General features: G+C 64.2%; 21 protein-coding genes. 9 read left to right on the top strand and 12 right to left on the bottom strand.

All coding sequences use genetic code 11. The features are described from left to right. Positions 1-14: 14 nt before the first annotated feature. The 7 genes from msrQ to HPT29_RS07220 form a co-directional block, all read right to left on the bottom strand. Positions 15-659 carry a protein-methionine-sulfoxide reductase heme-binding subunit MsrQ gene (gene msrQ, locus HPT29_RS07250; RefSeq protein ID WP_173947844.1) on the bottom strand — a complete coding sequence of 215 codons (645 nt, stop codon included), beginning with the start codon at positions 657-659 and terminating at the stop codon, positions 15-17. After that, positions 659-1,627 (bottom strand): protein-methionine-sulfoxide reductase catalytic subunit MsrP, encoded by a 969-nt coding sequence (gene msrP, locus HPT29_RS07245; protein WP_210272137.1) that lies wholly within the window; start codon positions 1,625-1,627, stop codon positions 659-661. The genes msrQ and msrP overlap by 1 nt, the downstream gene beginning before the upstream one ends. Positions 1,628-1,706: 79 nt before the next feature. Next, complete coding sequence (locus HPT29_RS07240; protein ID WP_173947842.1) at positions 1,707-2,378, bottom strand: N-acetylmannosamine-6-phosphate 2-epimerase; 672 nt, start codon at positions 2,376-2,378, stop codon at positions 1,707-1,709. Between the two features lie 9 nt (positions 2,379-2,387). Then, the gene (locus HPT29_RS07235; protein WP_173947841.1) at positions 2,388-3,242 is read right to left on the bottom strand and encodes a carbohydrate ABC transporter permease; all 855 of its coding nucleotides are present in this window, start codon (positions 3,240-3,242) and stop codon (positions 2,388-2,390) included. After that, positions 3,239-4,171, bottom strand: a complete 933-nt coding sequence (locus HPT29_RS07230; protein ID WP_173947840.1) for a carbohydrate ABC transporter permease — start codon at positions 4,169-4,171, stop codon at positions 3,239-3,241. The genes HPT29_RS07235 and HPT29_RS07230 overlap by 4 nt, the downstream gene beginning before the upstream one ends. A 62-nt stretch (positions 4,172-4,233) precedes the next feature. After that, on the bottom strand, positions 4,234-5,481 hold the full coding sequence (locus HPT29_RS07225) for an extracellular solute-binding protein (protein WP_173947839.1): 1,248 nt from the start codon (positions 5,479-5,481) through the stop codon (positions 4,234-4,236). A gap of 77 nt (positions 5,482-5,558) precedes the next feature. Further along, a complete protein-coding gene (locus HPT29_RS07220; protein ID WP_173947838.1) occupies positions 5,559-6,347 on the bottom strand; it encodes a hypothetical protein in 789 nt (262 codons plus the stop codon). 245 nt (positions 6,348-6,592) lie between these two features. Between HPT29_RS07220 and HPT29_RS07215 the strand changes: the two genes are divergently transcribed. Both HPT29_RS07215 and HPT29_RS07210 read left to right on the top strand, forming a co-directional pair. Further along, complete coding sequence (locus tag HPT29_RS07215; protein WP_173947837.1) at positions 6,593-6,910, top strand: hypothetical protein; 318 nt, start codon at positions 6,593-6,595, stop codon at positions 6,908-6,910. 54 nt (positions 6,911-6,964) lie between these two features. Next, complete coding sequence (locus HPT29_RS07210; protein ID WP_173947836.1) at positions 6,965-8,800, top strand: DEAD/DEAH box helicase; 1,836 nt, start codon at positions 6,965-6,967, stop codon at positions 8,798-8,800. Positions 8,801-8,913: 113 nt separating this feature from the next. Here the strand turns inward: HPT29_RS07210 and HPT29_RS07205 are convergent, their stop codons facing one another. Then, entirely contained in the window at positions 8,914-9,039 is a 126-nt protein-coding gene (locus tag HPT29_RS07205; RefSeq protein ID WP_259060508.1) for a hypothetical protein, read from the bottom strand. 333 nt (positions 9,040-9,372) lie between these two features. On the opposite strand from HPT29_RS07205, the gene HPT29_RS07200 reads away from it, so the two are divergent. Beyond that, a complete protein-coding gene (locus tag HPT29_RS07200; protein WP_173947835.1) occupies positions 9,373-10,587 on the top strand; it encodes an extracellular catalytic domain type 1 short-chain-length polyhydroxyalkanoate depolymerase in 1,215 nt (404 codons plus the stop codon). Positions 10,588-10,665: 78 nt separating this feature from the next. Here HPT29_RS07200 and HPT29_RS07195 read toward each other — a convergent pair whose 3' ends face one another. Then, positions 10,666-11,478: a DUF1194 domain-containing protein gene (locus HPT29_RS07195; protein WP_173947834.1), complete on the bottom strand. Its 813-nt coding sequence runs from the start codon at positions 11,476-11,478 to the stop codon at positions 10,666-10,668. Positions 11,479-11,785: 307 nt separating this feature from the next. Between HPT29_RS07195 and HPT29_RS07190 the strand changes: the two genes are divergently transcribed. Further along, the gene (locus HPT29_RS07190) at positions 11,786-12,013 is read left to right on the top strand and encodes a hypothetical protein (RefSeq protein ID WP_173947833.1); all 228 of its coding nucleotides are present in this window, start codon (positions 11,786-11,788) and stop codon (positions 12,011-12,013) included. Between the two features lie 38 nt (positions 12,014-12,051). Here HPT29_RS07190 and HPT29_RS07185 read toward each other — a convergent pair whose 3' ends face one another. Both HPT29_RS07185 and HPT29_RS07180 read right to left on the bottom strand, forming a co-directional pair. Then, the gene (locus tag HPT29_RS07185; protein WP_210272136.1) at positions 12,052-12,801 is read right to left on the bottom strand and encodes an extensin-like domain-containing protein; all 750 of its coding nucleotides are present in this window, start codon (positions 12,799-12,801) and stop codon (positions 12,052-12,054) included. A 200-nt stretch (positions 12,802-13,001) separates the two neighbouring features. Further along, complete coding sequence (locus HPT29_RS07180; RefSeq protein WP_490722749.1) at positions 13,002-13,307, bottom strand: HU family DNA-binding protein; 306 nt, start codon at positions 13,305-13,307, stop codon at positions 13,002-13,004. Here HPT29_RS07180 and HPT29_RS07175 point away from each other — a divergent pair. From HPT29_RS07175 to HPT29_RS07160, 4 genes are all read left to right on the top strand, one after another. Beyond that, positions 13,288-13,878, top strand: a complete 591-nt coding sequence (locus HPT29_RS07175) for a hypothetical protein (RefSeq protein WP_173947832.1) — start codon at positions 13,288-13,290, stop codon at positions 13,876-13,878. The two genes, HPT29_RS07180 and HPT29_RS07175, sit on opposite strands and share 20 nt — an antisense overlap. Positions 13,879-13,942: 64 nt before the next feature. After that, the gene (locus HPT29_RS07170) at positions 13,943-14,809 is read left to right on the top strand and encodes a sugar kinase (RefSeq protein ID WP_285892603.1); all 867 of its coding nucleotides are present in this window, start codon (positions 13,943-13,945) and stop codon (positions 14,807-14,809) included. 26 nt (positions 14,810-14,835) lie between these two features. Beyond that, entirely contained in the window at positions 14,836-15,501 is a 666-nt protein-coding gene (gene eda, locus HPT29_RS07165; protein WP_173947830.1) for a bifunctional 4-hydroxy-2-oxoglutarate aldolase/2-dehydro-3-deoxy-phosphogluconate aldolase, read from the top strand. An 86-nt stretch (positions 15,502-15,587) separates the two neighbouring features. Continuing rightward, a complete protein-coding gene (locus HPT29_RS07160) occupies positions 15,588-17,228 on the top strand; it encodes an acyl-CoA synthetase (protein WP_173947829.1) in 1,641 nt (546 codons plus the stop codon). A 15-nt stretch (positions 17,229-17,243) separates the two neighbouring features. Here HPT29_RS07160 and HPT29_RS07155 read toward each other — a convergent pair whose 3' ends face one another. Then, positions 17,244-18,044: an enoyl-CoA hydratase gene (locus HPT29_RS07155; protein ID WP_173947828.1), complete on the bottom strand. Its 801-nt coding sequence runs from the start codon at positions 18,042-18,044 to the stop codon at positions 17,244-17,246. A gap of 124 nt (positions 18,045-18,168) precedes the next feature. On the opposite strand from HPT29_RS07155, the gene HPT29_RS07150 reads away from it, so the two are divergent. After that, on the top strand, positions 18,169-18,741 hold the full coding sequence (locus HPT29_RS07150) for a peroxidase-related enzyme (protein WP_173947827.1): 573 nt from the start codon (positions 18,169-18,171) through the stop codon (positions 18,739-18,741). The last annotated feature ends 4 nt before the right edge of the window (positions 18,742-18,745 follow it).

Below are 18,745 nucleotides of genomic sequence, written 5' to 3'. Positions count from 1 at the left end.
TCCTCGACCGGCCATCAAGCCGGTCGGCGCCGCGCGGATGGCTTCTTCACGCTGGACCGGATCAGCCGGTAGCCGAGCAGCACGGCAACGATGGCCGCATAGATGATCGGCTCGGGCGGCCAGGACTTGACCACGAGAAGGAAATGAAGCGCCGCCCCGATGGCCGCCGCGTAGACGAGGCGATGCAGCTTCGCCCAGGCCTGCCCGCCCATGCGCCGGATTGCGGCATTGTTGGAGGTGACGGCCAGAGGCACGAGGATCACGAAAGTCGCCATGCCGATGGTGATGTAGGGCCGCTTCACGATGTCGGCCACGATGGCCGGGAGATCGAGCCCCTGATCGAGCACCAGGTAGGTGAGAAGGTGCAGAGCGGCATAATAGAAGGCGAGCAGCCCGACCGCCCGGCGATAGCGCAGCAGGTTGACATTGAACAGCTGGCGCAGGGGCGTGATCGCCAGGGTGGCGATCAGGAAGCGCAGCGCCCAGAGGCCGAGGCCCTGCTCCAGGTACCGCATCGGATCGGCCCCGAGTTGGTCCGTGACGCCGGCATAGAACAGCCACACGGCCGGAATGAAGCCGACGAGATACACGGCGATCTTCGGCACCTGGGGCAGAGCGAAGGCTTTCTTCTCGCCCTGAACGGAGGCTCGTCCTGCCATCAGTAGAATTTCCGCAGGTCCATGCCGGTATAGAGGCTTGCCACCTGGTCGGCATAGCCGTTGAACATGAGCGTCGGACGGCGTTTCACGAAAAGGCCGCCCTCCCCGATGCGCCGCTCGGTCGCCTGGCTCCAGCGCGGGTGGTCGACGCTCGGGTTCACGTTGGCATAGAAGCCGTATTCGCTTGGAGCCTGCCGGTTCCAGGACGTCTCCGGCTGCTTCTCGACGAAGCTGATCCGGGTGATCGACTTGATGCCCTTGAACCCGTACTTCCATGGAACGACGAGCCGGATCGGTGCGCCGTTCTGGTTCGGCAGGGTCTCGCCGTAGAGTCCCACGGCCAGGATGGCCAGGGGGTTCATGGCCTCATCGAGGCGCAGTCCCTCCACATAGGGCCAGTCGAGCACCGGGAACATCGACTGGACCCCGGACATCTCCTCCGGCCGATAGGCAGTCTCGAAGGCGACGTATTTCGCGCTGCCCAAGGGCTCCACCCGCTTGATCAGGTCCGCCAGTGGGAACCCGACCCAGGGGATGACCATGGACCAGCCTTCGACGCAGCGCATGCGGTAGACGCGCTCCTCGAGGGCGGACGACTTGATGAGATCCTCGACGGCAAACTCGGCCTTCTTGCCCACCATGCCGTCGACCTTGACGGTCCAGGGCGAGGTTTTGAGGCTCCCGGCATTCGCCGCGGGATCCTCCTTGCCGGTGCCGAACTCGTAGTAGTTGTTGTAGCTCGTGACATCCTCGCGGCTGGTCTTCTTCTCGTCCGTGGAGAACGGGCTCTTGGCGGCCGACAGGGGCGCGGCCTCCAGGCCCAGCGGCAGGGCCGCCGACAAGGCCAGACCGGCGGCGCCGGCCATCCATTGGCGGCGGTTGAGATAGACCTCACGAGGGGTGATCTCGGAGGGAAGGATATCGGCAGGGCGGCGGATCAGCACGGCATCACCTCGTTGGGAACCCATTGTGAATGGGTACACCCGGGAATGCCAGAGGGGCTCTCACGTTTGCGTTACAAGCTATCTTTTCCGACCGTGGCGGTCCCTAGGACCCGATGGCCCGGACAAATCTCCGCGTGATCTCGCGCGGGTTGGTGATCGCGGTGCCGACCACCACCGCATGAGCCCCTCGCCTGAAAGCTTCCGCAACGAGATCCGGCGTATCGAAGCGACCTTCGGCCACGACAGGAACCGGGAGCTCGGCCACGAGAGCCGACAGAAGCTCCAGATCCGGCCCATCTGACCTGCGGGAAGCCGTCTCCTCCGTGTAGCCGGAAAGCGTCGTCGCGACATAGGTGGCGCCGGCGGCATGGGCCGCCCGCCCTTCGTCCGGCGTGGCGATATCGGCGAAGACCTCCCGGTCCAGTTCCGCACGAATGCGACCGATCAGGCGCGCCACCGGCTCGCCGTCGCGCGGACGCGGTGTGGCGTCGAGGCCGATGATGTCGGCCCCGGCCTTCGCGATCTGCGCCGCCTGCTCGATGCCCGGCGTGATGTAGACCGGGAAGCGGTCGTCCCACACCTTGGCGATCCCGATGATCGGAAGCTTGGTCACCGCGCGGATCGCCGCGATATCCCCCACGCCGTTGGCGCGGATGCCCCTGGCGCCGCCCGCCTCCGCCGCCTGCGCCATGGCGGACATGTAGACCGGCCCGTGCAGCGGGTTGTCGGCACGGGCCTGGCAGGAGACGACGAGGGCGCCTTGCGGGATCAGCATGTCCTGCTCCTACTTCACGGCGCCGGCCGTCATGCCCTGGATGAACTGGCGCGACAGGGCGATGTAGAGAAGCGTAATGGGCGCCGCCGCGATCGTGAGACCGGCGAACAGCATGCCCCAGTCGGTGGTGTATTCGCCCATGAAGGTGGTCAGTCCCTGCGGCAGGGTCTTGCGCGCATCCGTCTGGATGAAGACGAGCGGAAAGAAGAAGTCGTTCCAGATCGGCACCGCATTCTGGATGGCGGCGATCGCCATGGGCGGACGCGCCAGCGGCAGCATGACCGACCACATGATGCGCGGCTCCGAGGCGCCGTCGATGCGCGCCGCATCCTCAAGCTCCGCCGGCAGGGTGCGCAGGAATCCCGCCATGATGAACACGGTCGACGGCAGGCCGATGGCCGTGTAGGTGACGATCAGGCTCCAACGGCTGTCGAGAAGCCCGAGATCCCGCAGCAGGATGAAGAGCGGGATGACGGCAAGCTTCAAGGGCAGCATCAGCCCGGCCAGGAAGAACAGCAGGATGAAGGTGTTGGTGCGCGACTCGTAGCGCGCCACCGCATAGCCCGCCATGGTGCCGAGCACCAGGATCAGGAGGATCGAGGTGCCGGTCACGAGGACCGAGTTGACGAAATAGACCGGCATCGCGGTTTCGCCGAGCACCTTGGCGAAGTTCCCGACCTGCGTGAAGTCCGGCAGGGCGAAGGGATGCTCGAAGATCTCGCCCGTGGTCTTGAAGCCGGAGAGCACCATCACGACGACGGGATAGAGCATGATGAACGAGTTCGCGATCAGGATGACCTGAGCGAGCAGGACGAAGGGAACCGCCTGGCGGGTTGCCGGCGTATCGGACGTGACGGCGGTCAAAACTGGATCTCCCGACGGCGCAGCCACAGGGTCAGCATGGACGCGAAGACGACAATGAAGAGGAACAGGAGCGTGGCGAGCGCCGACCCCATGCCGAAATTCTGGATGCTGGCGCTCTGGTTGCCGAAGGCCGTTCGATAGAAGACCAGGCCGAGCACGTCGGTCGAACCGAAGGGCGATCCGTCGAGCCCGGCCATCACGTAAGGGATCTCGAACCAGTTGAACGCGCCGATGAAGAGCAGCGTGAACAGGATGGTGGTGCTCGGCGCCACCAGCGGCCACACGATGGTCTTCAGAAGCTGCCACTCGTTGGTGCCGTCGAGCCGGGCCGCCTCGATGACCTCCGGGGGAATCCGCTGCATGCCGGCGAGATAGACGAGCGCCGGGAAGCCGACGAAGTGCCAGGCATTGGCGAGGATCAGCGCCCCGAGTGCCGTGGAGGAATCGCCGAGCCAGGGCCTGGCCCATGAATCGAGACCCAGTGAGTAAAGAGCCTGATTGATGATGCCGAAATTGGGATTCAGGAAGAGCTTCCACAGGAAGCCGACGATGATCGTCGAGAGCACCACCGGGACGAAGATCGCAATGCGGTGGAAGCGAAAGCCGAAGGGCTCCTTGTAGAGGAGCCAAGCCAGGAGGAAGCCGCCGCCGTTCTGAATGATCATCAGGGCGATCAGCGCATAGACGTTGTGCAGGAAGGCGTTCCAGACAACGGGCGCCATGGTGGCGCCGAACAGCACCTCCCTGAAATTCTTCAGGCCGACGAACTCGCCGCGCGCCAGGCCCTGCCAATCGTAGAAGGCATAGGCGAAGGCCGACAGGATCGGGTAGACCACGAACAGCGACATGAACACGATGGGCGGGACGACGAGGAACGCCACCCATAATCGGTGCTTCAGCGTGCGGGGCTGCTGGCGCGAGACGTGCATGAAATCAAAAGCTCTCAGGATGGGCGACAGGCGATGAAGCCCGTCGCCCCTTCGTCGAAGTCTTACTTCTGGAATGGCTTGTAGTAGGTCGCGATGCCCTTGTTGATCTCGGCAGCGGCCTGCTCAGGGGTCTGCTGCCCGGCGAGCATCTTCTGAACGTTGGACTGCAGCAGCACCGAACCGCTCGGCTCCTGATAGCGGAACCGCACGAGCATCAGGTACGACATGGAGTTCTCGGCGAGCTTCGCCACGTCCTGTGTGATCGGGTCCTCGATCTTGATGCCCTTGATCGGCGAGAGGTTCTTGAGCGCATTGGTGAAGGCGGTGCCGTATTCCGGGGTCGCCAGGAAGCGCACGAACTTGAGTGCCGCGTCCTTCTTCTCGGTCTTGGCGTTCACCGCATAGCCGCCATCGTAGTAGGTGGCGATCAGCGCCTGGTCGCCCGCCTTCAGGACCGGAGCGGGAAACACGCCGAGATCCAGCGTGGGGTTCTGATTCTTGAAGTTCGCCACCTCGTAGGAGCCGCCGGCGAACATGGCCGCGCGGCCGGCCACGAAGAGCTGCTGCGACGACGGATAGTCCACGCCGATGAAGTTCGGCGCGAAGTACTGGCTGATGTCCTTCAGCTTGGCCAGCGCATTGACGAAACGCGGATCGGTGAAGTTCGCCTTGCCGGACACGATGTCCGCCTCGAACTCCTTGCCCAGCATGGAGGAGAGCAGACCGCCCACGATCGTCTCATTTTGCCAGGCCGTGGCCGTGCCGTTGGAGAACGGGTTGATGTTCTTGGCCTTGAGCGCCTGGGCCAGCGCCATCATCTCGTCCCAGGTCTTCGGCGGGTTCAGCCCGTTATCCTTGAAGATCTTCTTGTTGTAGACGACGAGCTGGGCCTGCATGGCGAAGGGAACAGCGTAGACCTTGCCGTCCGAGCGTAGGGTCTCGGCCGCGAGCGCCGGCTCCGGGAAGTTCGCCAGCTCCGGCACGTTCTGCTGATCAAGGGCGAGCAGGTAGCCGGGGGTCGCGATCGTCTCGAGATTGCCGTAGGCGCGAACCTGGATCACGTCCGGGCCGCGGCCGGCGGCGAGCGCCGTGGAGAGAATCGTCTGATAGTTCTCGGGCGCGTAAGTTTCGAACTTCACCGTGATGCCCGGCTCCTTGGCCTGGAACTTCTTGATGATGTCCTGGTAGAAGGCTTTATCCTCCTGGCGCCAGCTCCAGAAGGTCAGCTCGGTCTGGGCCATGGCGGCGGTGCCGGAGAGAAGCATGCTGCCGGCGGCGGCAGCCATCAGAATGCGTCGGGTCAGCTTCATTGTCGGTTCCCTCATTGTTGAAGTCCTTGTCCTCCCACCGCAGGGCATGAACCTCGGCCATGCCTCACGGAATTTCTTCAGCCATACGGCTCGGCTGCGACGACGAGAAACGTCGCGTCGTCATGGGTTTTAACACGCGGATAAAGGCCTGCCATGAGGTCGCTCCGCTCCCTGTCGCGCAATTCCTGCAACAGGTCAGCGCCCCGGCCGGCGGCCAACTCGGCATGAAGGGTGCGGTCCGAATAGGCCTCGAACACGTCCACGAGCCGCATGAAACCATCGGTTGCAAGCACGATGGGCTCGCCCGATCCCACCTGCGCGTCGAAACGCAGTTCCTGTCCGGCCCAGGGCCGCAATGGGTTCACCACCCAGTAGCCGTCGGGGCGATTGAGCCTGCCGCGGTTTTCGAGAATCTGGCGCCTCACGACCTCCGGAATGGAGCCAGGCGCGTGCTCGCGGGCTCCGAGGGCGGCCAGCGTCTTCCTCTCGAACGGCTTTGCCCGCTCGTCGCTCCAGCGGACGATCCCCTGCTCGGTCGGGATCAGGGCGATCACGTCGCCCAGGAAGCGGCCGTGAATGGCGACCTGCCCGTCCCTCCCTGTCCGGGCCTCGATCAAACCGAGACAGGCCGACGGGGCATGGTGATCGTCGACAGGCGGGACATGGGTCGTGATCGCCCGGAAGGCCGTATCGATCTCGTATTCGAGGTGCCGCAGGATCGCATCGGGGTTCCCGTCTCCGGCAAGTCCCGTCAGGCTGTCGCCGACGAGACCGGCGAGCCAGGCGGCATCGCTGCCGCCAGGAGTGACCTGCTCGTCGGACAGGCCGGTCGCGCCGTCGATGACCCAGGCCAAAGAGCCAGACAAGCCGATCCCGTCCTCGTTGATACGGGACCCTGGGAGGGACAGCCGGTCCAGAGGCCGGAAACGGGGTATTAGGCTGGTCGCGTTCACAGGTTAACTGGTCTCATATTGGTTGCCTGCTGTCCATACTGGTCTTAACGGCTTTTAACACCCTTCCGGAGGGGCAAAAGGGTTGCGTGGGGTCGGTTTGATCGAATCCCGGACCTAGGCGTTGATCCTTTGATGAACCCCGAGGCGAAGGGACAGCCATGGTCACCCTGGAGATAGACGGCAAGGCGGTTGCCGTGACGAATGCGGACGAGGATCAAGCCCGCGAACTCTTTCTCAGCGAGAGCTTTAAAGATGACCTAAAGTCGTTTAAGAGCGAGGGCCGCTCCCTCTGGGACGGCTCAGCTGCCTTGACGACACGGCCCGCATCGGAACACGAGATCGATGCCTTCTACGAAGCCCTGGACGAAGAGGACGAGGTCGACGAAGACGACGAAGACTATGATGACGACCTCGATATCGATGTCGTGTTCCTGGTGTCCATCGACGAAATTGACGACGCCGCTGCCTCCGGCTGATCATCCTTATCGGAGCCCTCGCAGGCTCCCCAGACACGGTTCAGCCTTACTCACATGCCTTTTCCCAAAACGAATCCCAGCCTTGAGCGCGCCCTCGTCGACAAAGGCTACAACGATCCGACTCCCGTCCAGGCTGCCGTCCTGCAGCCGGACGCACTCGATCGCGACCTCCTCGTGTCGGCCCAGACCGGCTCCGGCAAGACGGTGGCGTACGGCCTCGCCATGGCGTCGACCCTCCTCGGCGACAGCGAGCGTTTCGAGGCCCCGCGGGAGCCGCTGGCTCTGATAATCGCCCCGACCCGCGAGCTCGCCCTCCAGGTCAACCGGGAGCTCATCTGGCTCTACGGGCCGGCTGGCGCGCGGGTTGTCTCCTGCGTCGGCGGCATGGACGTGCGCCGGGAGCAGCGCGCGCTCGCCGATGGCTGCCATATTGTGGTCGGCACCCCGGGCCGCCTGCGCGACCACCTGGAGCGTGGACGCCTCGACACCTCGAAGATGCGCGTCGTCGTGCTCGACGAGGCTGACGAGATGCTCGATCTCGGCTTCCGGGAGGACCTGGAGTTCATCCTGGACGCGACCCCGGAGGAGCGCCGCACGCTTCTGTTCTCCGCCACGTTGCCCAAGAACATCATCGCCCTGGCCCGGCGCTATCAGCGCGAGGCCCATCGCGTCGATACCCTCGTGGAGAACGAACCGCACGGCGACATCGAGTACCGCGCCCTCCGGATCGCACCCAATGAGGTGGAGCACGCGGTCGTCAACGTGCTGCGCTTCTACGAAAGCCGCGGCGCCATGGTGTTCTGCCACACCCGCGAGGCCGTGCGGCATCTGCACGCCAGCCTGATCGAGCGCGGTTTCGCGGCCGTTGCCATTTCCGGCGAACTGACCCAGAACGAGCGCAGCAATGCCCTTCAGTCCCTGCGCGACGGGCGGGCCCGGGTCTGTGTCGCCACCGACGTGGCGGCGCGCGGGATCGACCTTCCGGATCTCGGCCTCGTGATCCATTTCGATCTGCCCAACGATCACGAGACGCTTCTGCACCGCAGCGGCCGCACGGGCCGTGCAGGCCGCAAGGGCGTCTGCGTCATGCTCGTGCCCTACACCCGCCGCCGCAAGGCGGAGCGCCTCGTGGACATGGCGGGCGTCGACGTGACCTGGGCCGGTCCGCCCTCGGCCGACGAGATCCGCCTGCGGGACCGGGACCGGCTGATGCAGGATCCGATCTTCGCTGAAGAGGTGACGGAAGACGATCTCGCCATGGCGCAGGCGCTGCTCGCTCAACGGTCGGCGGAGGAGATCGCGAACGCTCTGGTTCGTTTCCATCGCGCGCGTCTGCCCGCACCGGAAGAGATCGTCGATACGGGTCCGGACCGCGAACCCCGCCAGCGCAAGGACAAGCGCGAGCGGCAGGAAGAACGCCTGCGCGGCTTCAAGGACAAAGGACGGGATTCGTCCGAAGGAGGCTTCGAGCGCTCCTCCGAGGACATGGTATGGTTCCGCATGAGTGTCGGGCGGCGCAACAACGCCGATCCCCGCTGGCTGCTGCCGATCATCTGCCGCCTCGGCCATGTGACGAAGAAGGAGATCGGCTCGATCAAGATCTTCGACCGCGAGACCAAATTCGAGATCGTCAAGTCACACGCGCCGAAATTCGCGTCCGCCGTGCGCAAGACGAACGACGAGGATATCCGCATCGAGCCGGCCGATGCCGGCCCAGGCAAACTCCGCGACACGAAGGCACGCGACGGCAAGCCGTGGGACCGCCCGAAGGGCAACGGTCCCAAGGACAAGGGCGGCCCTCCCGCGCACAAGAAGCAGAAGGACAGCCGGGGCCCCAAGGACGGAAAGCGCGCGAAGTCCAAGGAACGCTCGTCGGACAAGCGCCCCTGATGACCGGAAGAGGCCGGGGCATCCCATGTCCCGGCCTGTTGCAGGAGAGCCGCGGCAAGGAGACACGCGTCGGACTTCTCCACCCCCCGGATGGGATACCGTCTGTCGTGGTTTCAGGCTCTCGCCATCAGCCGTCCGAGGGCGACGCCTACCACGAATGCTGCCGAGGCGGGCGCCAGCCGATATTCCCGCACGAAATCGTCGACGCTGCCCGGGTGATCGGACAGTCTCTTTCCCAAGTCGCGCAGGTGCTCTTCCGATGAACTCCTGGCTGCGGAATGAACCGGGTGCTGGACCCCTTCATGAGCAGAGTTAAATCGATCGACGGGTCTTGCGCAGGCCTGCATCGTCTGGATCCTCGCTAGGGCGTCCTATCCCAGGGTTAGGACAGATCCCCTCTAGCCGGAGCCGATCCTCCCAGCATTGATCTCCCTCAAGAACGGCCAAGCTTTTGCCTTGGCCGGACCGACATGCGATCGGCGATGCTGCATTGCAATAAAGGTATTGTGCGACGCAACATGAGCCCCATATGGAGAGTTGGTTTCAGGACAACTCCTTACCCGGAAGGGCCCATGACTACGCAACGTTTAGGGAAAATGATTCGGCAGCTGGCCCATTACCGCCGCCAGTGGGAAACCGTCATGAAGGCATCGAACGCCGCCGCTACCGCGTTCGATGCCACACCGGCGCCAAGCCGGCTGGCCGAGACCACGGGCTTCGGGTCCAATCCCGGCAATCTCCGCATGTTGACTTACGTTCCGGACTATACCCCCGCCTCCCCGGCTCTCGTGGTCGTCCTGCACGGATGCACGCAGACCGCAGCCGGATACGATCACGGGTCGGGATGGTCGGCACTCGCGGATCGCTATGGCTTCATTCTGCTATACGCCGAACAACAGGACGCCAATAACCCGAAGCGCTGCTTCAACTGGTTTCAGGCTGGCGACATCGAGCGCGACCGCGGCGAAGCCCTGTCGATCCGCCAGATGGTCGAGCATGCCGTTCGACAGCATGGGGTGGATCGCGGCCGCATTTTCGTCACCGGTCTCTCGGCTGGCGGCGCAATGACCTCGACCATGCTTGCGGCTTACCCGGATGTCTTCGCCGGCGGAGCCATCATCGCGGGACTTCCCTATCGCTGCGCGACCAGCGTGCCGGAAGCCTTCGAGTGCATGTTCCAGGGTCAGACGCGCTCGGCAACCGAGTGGGGCGACCTCGTGCGCGGCGCTTCATCCCACCGGGGGCCTTGGCCCAAAGTCTCGGTGTGGCACGGCAGTGCCGACGCGACGGTCAAGCCGATGAATGCAGGCGAGATCATCAAGCAGTGGACGAACGTCCACGGCGTGCCGCCCGCCCCCGGCCGCAGCGATACAGTGGATGGATACCCGCGACGCGCCTGGACGGATGCGGCCGGGAACGAGGTCGTCGAAGAATACGTCATCACCGGCATGGCGCATGGAACGCCCCTGGCCGTCGGCACCGACGAGAACAGCTATGGAGCGGCCGGTCCGTTCCTTCTCGACGTGGGTATTTCCTCGAGTTACCGGATCGCGGCCTTCTGGGGATTGACGGAGCCTTCCGAGAGAAAGGCCGGGATCCGACCCGAACTCCGAGAGATCCCGAAGACCTCGGAAGCGGCTCCCCGACCGTTCCTGGCTGCCCCGGAAGCCCCGGAACCAAAGAGGGCCGCGCACGAGTCGCAGCAGGACCGACAATCGGCTTCCTCGCCCCTGGACGTCGGCGCGGTCATTACGAAGGCCTTGAGGGCGGCAGGTCTCATGAAGTGACCCGTTGGAGGTCTCGAAAAGGGTCGCGGCTTCGTTGAGCCACGGCCTCCTTGGCGGGCTTGCTTGCACGCGTGCCCGTCAAGGCTTCTTCTCCTGGCTCAGCAGGTCCTCCTGCTTGCGTCTTTCGCCCGTGATGCAGTTCATGCTGCCTTGCTGAGCCGGGATGATCAGCGGCCTTCCGTCACCGATCCCGGCAATTTCACGCATGATCTTCGTCCGGATGACCATGGCGAACTGCTCGGGGTCGTGCAGGGGCAGCACGAACGAGCCGACGCCACCGATGACGCACTCTCTGAAGTACAGGTCGAGATCTTCCATCTCCGGAGTACCGGCAGCCCGCCTGAACATGATCGGCAAGCCGTTGATGATGATGCCGTCTGCAACGGCCTCGTCCCGTGCGTAGGTCACGTGGCGGCCGTCGTTGTTGGGGCCGTCGCCGGACACGTCGACGACGCGGCGAACAGGAGCTCCGCCCAGCTGCTCGAAGAGCTTGCGGCTGTAGTCGATGACTCCCGAAATGGACGTCATCCCCGCTTGGCGAAGGGGTTGATAGGCAAGCTGATTGGAAAAGGACACCGCTCTCTCGGGACTGTCGATCAGCGTCCAGGGCATGATGACCCGTTGATCCTTCACGCCGGACCACTCGACATAGGTCACGGCGATGCGTCCATTGACGCCGTTCTCGATGGCCTCGTGGACGAGGGACGAGCGGAAGGCATCGATGAAGCCCTCGCGCTGCAGCCCCTGCTCCTCGCTTTCCATGGAGGACGATACGTCGACCGCGATGACGAGAGCAACGTCGAGTTGGGCTTCCGAGAGGCTGGGGCCGGCTGCAAGAACGTCACTGGCCAGCAGGCAAAACGCGAGAGTACTCAGGAGCCTATTGACCATGACCACCTCCGCTCCAAGGTCCTCATCCGCCGACGGCTGCCACGATTGCTGTCTGTCAACGCTTCAGCCGGGGTTTTGGTACGCAAGCGTGGCCGATAAATCGGCGCGGCTCCCGTCCCAGGCGGACGATCCAGGCACCTCGTGAGAGTGCTGGCCGGGCCGCCTCCAGGCCCTCCTGCGGGGCCCTGCCGATCGGGCCTTCAGTAGACGTAACAAAATCCACTCTCTATACGCAGAGCAGACAGGGGTCCGGTCTTTCGGTAATGATTTCTTACGCTACGCAAGGGGCACAGCCATGAAACCGGATATGGATCTGATCGGCGCACTCACCAGCTTCTCCGTCGGCACCCTCGATGGCTGCGACGCAATGATGATGATCGAACTCGCGACCACACCAGAAGAATATGAGAGCGGCATCCGCCGTCAGATGCCGATCGCAATGACGCCGGAGCATGCGCGCGAACTCGGCCAAGCGCTGCTGCTCGCCGCCAGGGCCGCCGAGATGGGCGACTCCCCGAGCTACGCCTTCAACTGATTCCCGCGGACGGTTGAAGGAGGCGAGCCAGCCTTCTCTCATCGACATGCCCGGTGAGAGCCCATGTCGAAATGGAAATGATCGTGGTGCACCTCGTTGTAGTCGGGGCTGAGCACGACATCGAACACGTTGCAGGCTCCATTCCTGAGCGCGCGGAGAAACGCAGACCGCCGTGAATTGCCGCCGACCCAATCGGCCTGCACGGTAACCTGCTGCCCATCCGCCAGCACGAACCCTGCCACGTCGATGGCATTGGCCGTCGCATGTTCGCTCCGACGGCCCTGGGCGCGATGATTGATGTTGCGGCAGGCATACGTCCCGAGATGCACGACCCGCACCACGTCCTGCCCGAACTGCTCGCGGGCCACCGGGCGCAACACATGCGTCTCGAACAACGACCAGGCGACCGCGAGCGGACAGGTCGCCGTGAACTCGCGGTTCAAGCCGATTGAAGATCGCGACACCTCGACGGCGTCGGACAAACCGCATCCCTTGTCCAAGGGGCGATCGGCCACCGATCGGTGCACGACCGGTGCATCCGCCAGAACCGCGCGGCATTGCTCCCTGTCCCGCTCAAGACGGGAGAGCTTGAGCCGCGTCAACCAGTTGACGTCGTCGGCGACGCGCAACGGCGTGAAAGGGTTGAGCCGGTTGGGGATGGCAACGACGTCGCCTAGGATCAGCCCGGCGACGATCCCGAGGCCCAGCAGAAGCGACAGGGCCAGCCGTCCAAGGATGACGCGAACAAGTCTGGAGCGGCGAGACGGCCGGGGCTGATCGGTCTGCACGATTCTATTCTAGAGCCCGTTCGCCACCAAACCAGTCGAGGGTTGATCAAGGCGCATCCAATTGGAGGCTGTTCATCGCCGATAACGGGCGCTGCCTCCATACAAAAAGAGCAAGGCCGATTTGATCGGCCTTGCTCTTTGCCCTGAAGGGCTGCCGGCTCACCCGCGAGCGGACGAGCGCGGCCTCATGGGCTGGACGATCAGATGGCTTCCTTGAGGTCCTTGGCCGCGCGGAAGGCGATCTTCTTCGATGCCTTGATCTTCACCGGCTCGCCGGTTTGAGGATTGCGACCCATGCGGGCGGCGCGCTTGCGGACTTGCAGGATGCCGAGGCCGGTCAGGCGGATCTTGTCGCCCTTCTTCAGGCTCTTGGCGATCATGTCGACGACCTGGGTGAGCATCTCGTTGGCCTGACGCTTCGGGAGCTCGTGCAGTTCGGAGAGCTTCTCCGCGATGTGGCGCAGCGTCAGGATCGGCGAGGACGTCGTGGAGGAAGCCTTCGCCACCTTCTTCACAGACGTTTTCTTCGCCGGGGCCTTGGATGCAGCCGCCTTGGACGCGGCAGCCTTGGAGGCTGCAGCCTTGCTGGCGGCCTTTGCAGGCGCCTTGGCGGCCTTCGACGATGCCTTTGCTGCAGCCTTAGGCGCCGCAGCCTTCTTGGCCGGGGCCTTCTTTGAAACTTTGGTTGCAGTCTTGGCCATCAGAAACTCCTTTGTAGATGGTGAATGCATAAGACAGCAGACTCTCAATAACGCTTTCAGCCAAGAATTAAAGATGCGATCGCTCGCTTTCCGCACAATAGTAACGGTTACTTGTCGATTTCTCGTCAATGGCCGGCCGAATGCTCGCCGCGCGGTCCCTCGAGCCCGCCGCGCGTTCGGGCCGGAGGTGGGCGGCAAGCAGCCTGAAATTCGATACAGGGCGCTGGCCATGCTGGTTTCGGTGATCGTCCGCGGAATCCAGCGGGGCAAGATCTTTTCCGGCTGTCTTTGTACGGGGCGCCGATGGATGATCGGATGGCACTTTCCCTGTCGCAAAATCGCAGTATTGACGGTATTGGATCGACAAAGAGCTTGAGCTCACCATATTCGGGAAGCGCCACGGTGAAAGCATGACACGGGTTGCCTGCATCGGAGAATGCATGATCGAGCTGAGGGAGGAGGCCGACGGCCGCCTGTCCCGCGGCTATGGCGGCGATACGTTCAACACCGCCGTCTATCTCTCCCGCCTGGGAACGGACACGGATTACATCACCGCCCTCGGAGACGACAGCTGGAGCGACGAGCTGATCGAGGCCTGGACCAAGGAAGGTGTTGGGACGCAACGGGTGCTGCGCCTGCCCGGGCGTCTCCCGGGTCTCTACATCATCCAGACGGACCCGAAGGGCGAGCGCCGGTTCTCCTACTGGCGCGAAACCGCCGCCGCGCGCCTTCTGTTTCAGGCGCCGGAGGCGGAGACCGTCATCGACGCCATTGCCGCCTATGATCTGATCTATCTGTCGGGGATCTCTCTTTCCCTCTACGGGGAGAAAGGACGCGAACGCCTGTTCGCCGTGCTCCAGGACGCACGGGCCAAAGGCAGGCGCGTGGCCTTCGACACGAATTTCCGTCCGCGGGGCTGGACCGATCCGGAGATCGCGCGGGCCGCCTTCCGTCAGGCTTTCGCATGTGCCGATATCATCCTCGCTTCGACGGAGGATCTCGACCTGCTGTTCGGCGCTGGCGGCGTGGACCAATTGCTGGCCTTTTCGGACCGGGCCGAGATCGTCCTCAAGCACCCGGATCTGACATGCCGCGTCCTCTCGCAAGGTGAGGACATCGTCGTGCCCGGCACGCCCGTTGACGACGTTGTCGACACCACCGCTGCGGGCGACAGCTTTGCGGCCGCTTACCTCCATGCGCGACTATCCGGCGAGGGGCCCCGTTCCGCCGCGGCGGCGGGGCATCGCCTGGCCGGACAGGTGGTGCGCTATCGCGGCGCGATCATTCCGCGCGACGCGATGCCATAATCGATGCCATCCAAGGAACTCCTCCCATGCCCCAAGACCTGAAGGATCTCGCCAACTCCCGCAGCAAGAAGCTGGCCGACATCCTCCGCGCCGGCCCGATCGTTCCGGTGATCACGCTGGAACGTGTGGAGGATGCGGTTCCCCTCGCCCGGGCCCTCGTTGCGGGCGGGTTGCGCCTGCTCGAGATCACCCTGCGCACGCCTGCCGCCGCAGATTCCGCAGCGGCCATCATCCAGGATGTGCCCGAGGCGATCGTCGGCATCGGGACCGTTCTGACGCCGAAGGATCTGGAGCGTGCTCGGGCCCTCGGCGCACGCTACGCCCTGAGCCCCGGCGCCACGCCCGACCTGCTTGAGGCCGCGAGCGGGGGCGAGTTGCCTTTCATTCCGGGCATCGCGACCGCGTCCGAACTCATGGCGGCGCTTGCCCATGGCTTTCCCGTCGTCAAATTCTTTCCGGCGGTTGCCGCCGGCGGCATTCCCGCCATGAAGGCCCTTGCAGGCCCGTTTCCGCAGGCGCGTTTCTGCCCGACCGGCGGCATCGACGAAAAGAACGCCCGGGACTGGCTTGCGCTGTCGAACGTGGTGGCCGTGGGTGGATCCTGGGTATGCCAGACCTCCGACATCCGGGCCCAGGCTTGGGGCGAGATCACCGCGAAGGCACAGCGCGCCGTTATGTCGGTGAAGGAATGACCGCATTGCGGCCTGGCCGCCGATAGGTCGGAGGGTTGTCAGCCCGCCCTCCCCTAGCGATACTCGACGCCAGGGGAGGAACGACAGTGGCTTCGACGATCTACGACACCGACCTCGACAAGAATCAGGCGAATTACCAGCCGCTGACGCCGCTCTCGTTCCTGGAGCGCGCCGCCCGCGTCCACCCGGACCGCCCGGCGCTCATTCATGGCTCCCTGACCCGCAGCTACCGCGACTTCTATGCCCGATCCCGGCGTCTCGCCTCCGCCCTTGCCCGGCGAGGCATCGGGCGTGGCGACACCGTTTCGGTGATGCTCCCCAATACGCCCGCCATGCTGGAATGCCATTACGGCGTGCCCATGGCCGGCGCGGTGCTCAACACCCTGAATACCCGCCTCGACGCCAAGATCATCGCCTTCTGCCTGGAACACAGCGAAGCCAAGGTGCTGATCACCGACCGGGAGTACTCGGCCACCCTCAGGGCAGCGCTCGAACTGACCTCCGCCAAGCCGCTCGTCATCGACTACGACGACCCGGAATTCACAGGATCCGGCGAGCGGCTGGGATCCATGGAATACGAGGAGTTCCTGGCGACAGGCGATCCGGATTTCGCCTGCAGCCTGCCCCAGGACGAATGGGACGCGATCACCCTGAACTACACCTCCGGCACTACGGGCGATCCCAAAGGCGTGGTTTATCATCATCGCGGCGCCTACCTGCTCGCCATGGGCAACATCCTCACCGCCGGGATGGGGCAGCACCCGGTCTACCTGTGGACGCTGCCCATGTTCCACTGCAACGGCTGGTGCTTTCCCTGGTCGCTCTCCCTCGTGGCGGGAACCCATGTCTGCCTGCGGGCCGTCCGGGCGAAGCCCATGTATGATGCGCTCGCCGACCAGAAGGTCACGCATCTGTGCGGCGCGCCCATCGTCATGTCGACCCTGCTCAATGCCCCTGCTTTGGAAAAGCGCCCCCTGCCCCATACGGTCAAATTCATGACGGCCGCCGCGCCGCCGCCGGAAGCGGTGCTCGCTGCCATGAAGACGGCAGGTTTCGACGTGACGCATCTCTACGGCCTGACGGAGGTCTACGGCCCGGCGGTGGTCAACGAATGGCATGAGGAATGGGATGCGCTCGACCCGGGCGGTTATGCCGCGAAGAAGGCCCGGCAAGGTGTGCGCTACCCCGTGCTGGAGGATCTCGACGTGCTCGATCCGGAATCCATGCAGCCGGTGCCGGCCGATGGAAAAACCCTCGGCGAGGTCATGTTCCGCGGCAATGTGGTCATGAAGGGTTATCTCAAGAACCCAGCCGGAACGGCCAAGGCCTTCGAAGGCGGCTGGTTCCATTCGGGGGATCTCGGGGTCAAGTACCCCGACGGCTATGTGCAACTCAAGGACCGCTCCAAGGACATCATCATTTCCGGCGGCGAGAACATCTCGTCCATCGAAGTGGAGGATGCCCTCTACAAGCATCCGGCCATTCAGGCGGCAGCCGTCGTGGCGATGCCGGACGAGAAGTGGGGCGAAACGCCTTGTGCCTTCGTGGAGCTTAAACCGGATCAATCGGCATCCGCCGACGATATCATCGCGTGGTGCCGGCAGCAGCTTGCGTCCTACAAATGCCCGCGCACCGTCATCTTCACGGAACTCCCGAAAACATCCACGGGCAAGATCCAGAAGTTCCAGCTGCGCGAGATGGCGCGGGCCCGGAAGGCGGGAGCTTGATGGAAGAGCGCTCGATCAGCGCGCCTTCCACTCCGGCTTGCGCTTCTCGATGAAGGCATCGATGCCCTCGGCGGCATCCTCCGCCATCATGTTGCAGGCCATGACGTTGCCCGCATAGGCATAGGCCTCCTCCAGGCTCATCGAGCGCTGGCGGCCGAACATGGCCTTGCCCATGCGGATCGCCACCGGGCTTTTGGCGCGGATATCGGCCGTCAGCCCGGCGACGGCCCGGTCGAGCTCCGCATCCGGCGCCACACGGTTGACGAGACCGAAAGACAGGGCCTCAGTGGATGAGATGAAACGTCCCGTCACCAGCATGTCGAAGGCCCGCTTGGGCGAGACGTTGCGGGAGAGCGCCACGGCGGGGGTGGAGCAGAACAGCCCGACATTGATGCCGGACACGGCAAAGGTGGCACTTTCCGCAGCAACGGCCAGATCGCAGGACGCGACGAGCTGACATCCCGCCGCCGTGGCCATGCCATGGACCCGGGCGATCACCGGAACCGGCAGGTTCACGATGCCCTGCATGACCCGGCTGCATTGCGCGAACAGCCTCTCGTAGTAATCCTGACGTGGATTGGCCCGCATCTGCTTGAGATCGTGCCCGGCGCAGAATGCCTTGCCGGCGGCGGCGAGAACGACGCAGCGCACGGCCTCGTCCTCCTTCAGATCGTCGAGCGCTGCCTGGAGGGCTGCTAGCATCTCTTCGGACAGGGCATTGAACTGGGCCGGGCGGTTGAGGGTGAGCGTCGCCACGCCGTCGCGATCCTCGCGAAGCAGAACCTTGTCTTCGGCAAGGGCGTTCTGGGCATCCATGGGACCTGTCCTCCGCACTGCTTCTTCCTCGTTGTTTGCAGGATCCAACCCGAATAAGCTCGATCTGGCAATACGGCCCTGAAGGAACGCCGCCTCCGGGGTCGGACAGGAAGAGGTGCCTCTCGTGACCAAGCCGCCGATCAGCCGATTTCCCGTGCCCGAGATTTCCGACCTGCCGGAGGACATCCGCGCGCGCATTCTCGGGGTTCAGGAGAAGTCGGGCTTCGTGCCGAACGTGTTCCTGGTGCTGGCGCATCGGCCGGACGAGTTCCGCGCCTTCTTCGCCTATCACGATGCCTTGATGGAAAAGCCCGGCAGCCTCACCAAGGCCGAACGCGAGATGATCGTGGTGGCGACGAGCAACGCCAATCAGTGCCAGTATTGCGTCATCGCCCACGGGGCGATCCTGCGGATCCGGGCCAAGAACCCGCTGATCGCCGATCAGATCGCGATCAACTACCGCAAGGCCGACATCACGCCACGCCAGAAGGCGATGCTCGATTTCGCCATGACGGTGGCTCTCGAGGCCTACGCGGTCGGCGATGCGGACATCGCGGCGTTGAGCGCTCATGGATTCACGGAAGACGACGTCTGGGACATCGCGGCGATTGCCGCGTTTTTTGCCATGTCGAACCGTCTCGCCAATGTCACCAGCATGCGGCCGAACGACGAGTTTTATACGCTCGGCCGAGGCTGAGCTC

Origin of the sequence: Microvirga terrae, from assembly GCF_013307435.2 — a bacterium.
Classification (GTDB): Bacteria; Pseudomonadota; Alphaproteobacteria; order Rhizobiales; family Beijerinckiaceae; genus Microvirga; species Microvirga terrae.
The sequence above is the reverse complement of the archived record's forward strand: the minus strand, read 5'-3'. Positions and strand labels throughout refer to the sequence as shown.

Bases quoted from the DNA above. Each gene is read 5' to 3' on its own strand.
- msrQ (WP_173947844.1), bottom strand. From the start codon at position 659: ATGGCAGGACGAGCCTCCGTTCAGGGCGAGAAGAAAGCCTTCGCTCTG.
- msrP (WP_210272137.1), bottom strand. From the start codon at position 1,627: ATGGGTTCCCAACGAGGTGATGCCGTGCTGATCCGCCGCCCTGCCGAT.
- HPT29_RS07240 (WP_173947842.1), bottom strand. From the start codon at position 2,378: ATGCTGATCCCGCAAGGCGCCCTCGTCGTCTCCTGCCAGGCCCGTGCC.
- HPT29_RS07230 (WP_173947840.1), bottom strand. From the start codon at position 4,171: ATGCACGTCTCGCGCCAGCAGCCCCGCACGCTGAAGCACCGATTATGG.
- HPT29_RS07225 (WP_173947839.1), bottom strand. From the start codon at position 5,481: ATGAAGCTGACCCGACGCATTCTGATGGCTGCCGCCGCCGGCAGCATG.
- HPT29_RS07215 (WP_173947837.1), top strand. From the start codon at position 6,593: ATGGTCACCCTGGAGATAGACGGCAAGGCGGTTGCCGTGACGAATGCG.
- HPT29_RS07210 (WP_173947836.1), top strand. From the start codon at position 6,965: ATGCCTTTTCCCAAAACGAATCCCAGCCTTGAGCGCGCCCTCGTCGAC.
- HPT29_RS07200 (WP_173947835.1), top strand. From the start codon at position 9,373: ATGACTACGCAACGTTTAGGGAAAATGATTCGGCAGCTGGCCCATTAC.
- HPT29_RS07195 (WP_173947834.1), bottom strand. From the start codon at position 11,478: ATGGTCAATAGGCTCCTGAGTACTCTCGCGTTTTGCCTGCTGGCCAGT.
- HPT29_RS07190 (WP_173947833.1), top strand. From the start codon at position 11,786: ATGGATCTGATCGGCGCACTCACCAGCTTCTCCGTCGGCACCCTCGAT.
- HPT29_RS07170 (WP_285892603.1), top strand. From the start codon at position 13,943: ATGATCGAGCTGAGGGAGGAGGCCGACGGCCGCCTGTCCCGCGGCTAT.
- eda (WP_173947830.1), top strand. From the start codon at position 14,836: ATGCCCCAAGACCTGAAGGATCTCGCCAACTCCCGCAGCAAGAAGCTG.
- HPT29_RS07155 (WP_173947828.1), bottom strand. From the start codon at position 18,044: ATGGATGCCCAGAACGCCCTTGCCGAAGACAAGGTTCTGCTTCGCGAG.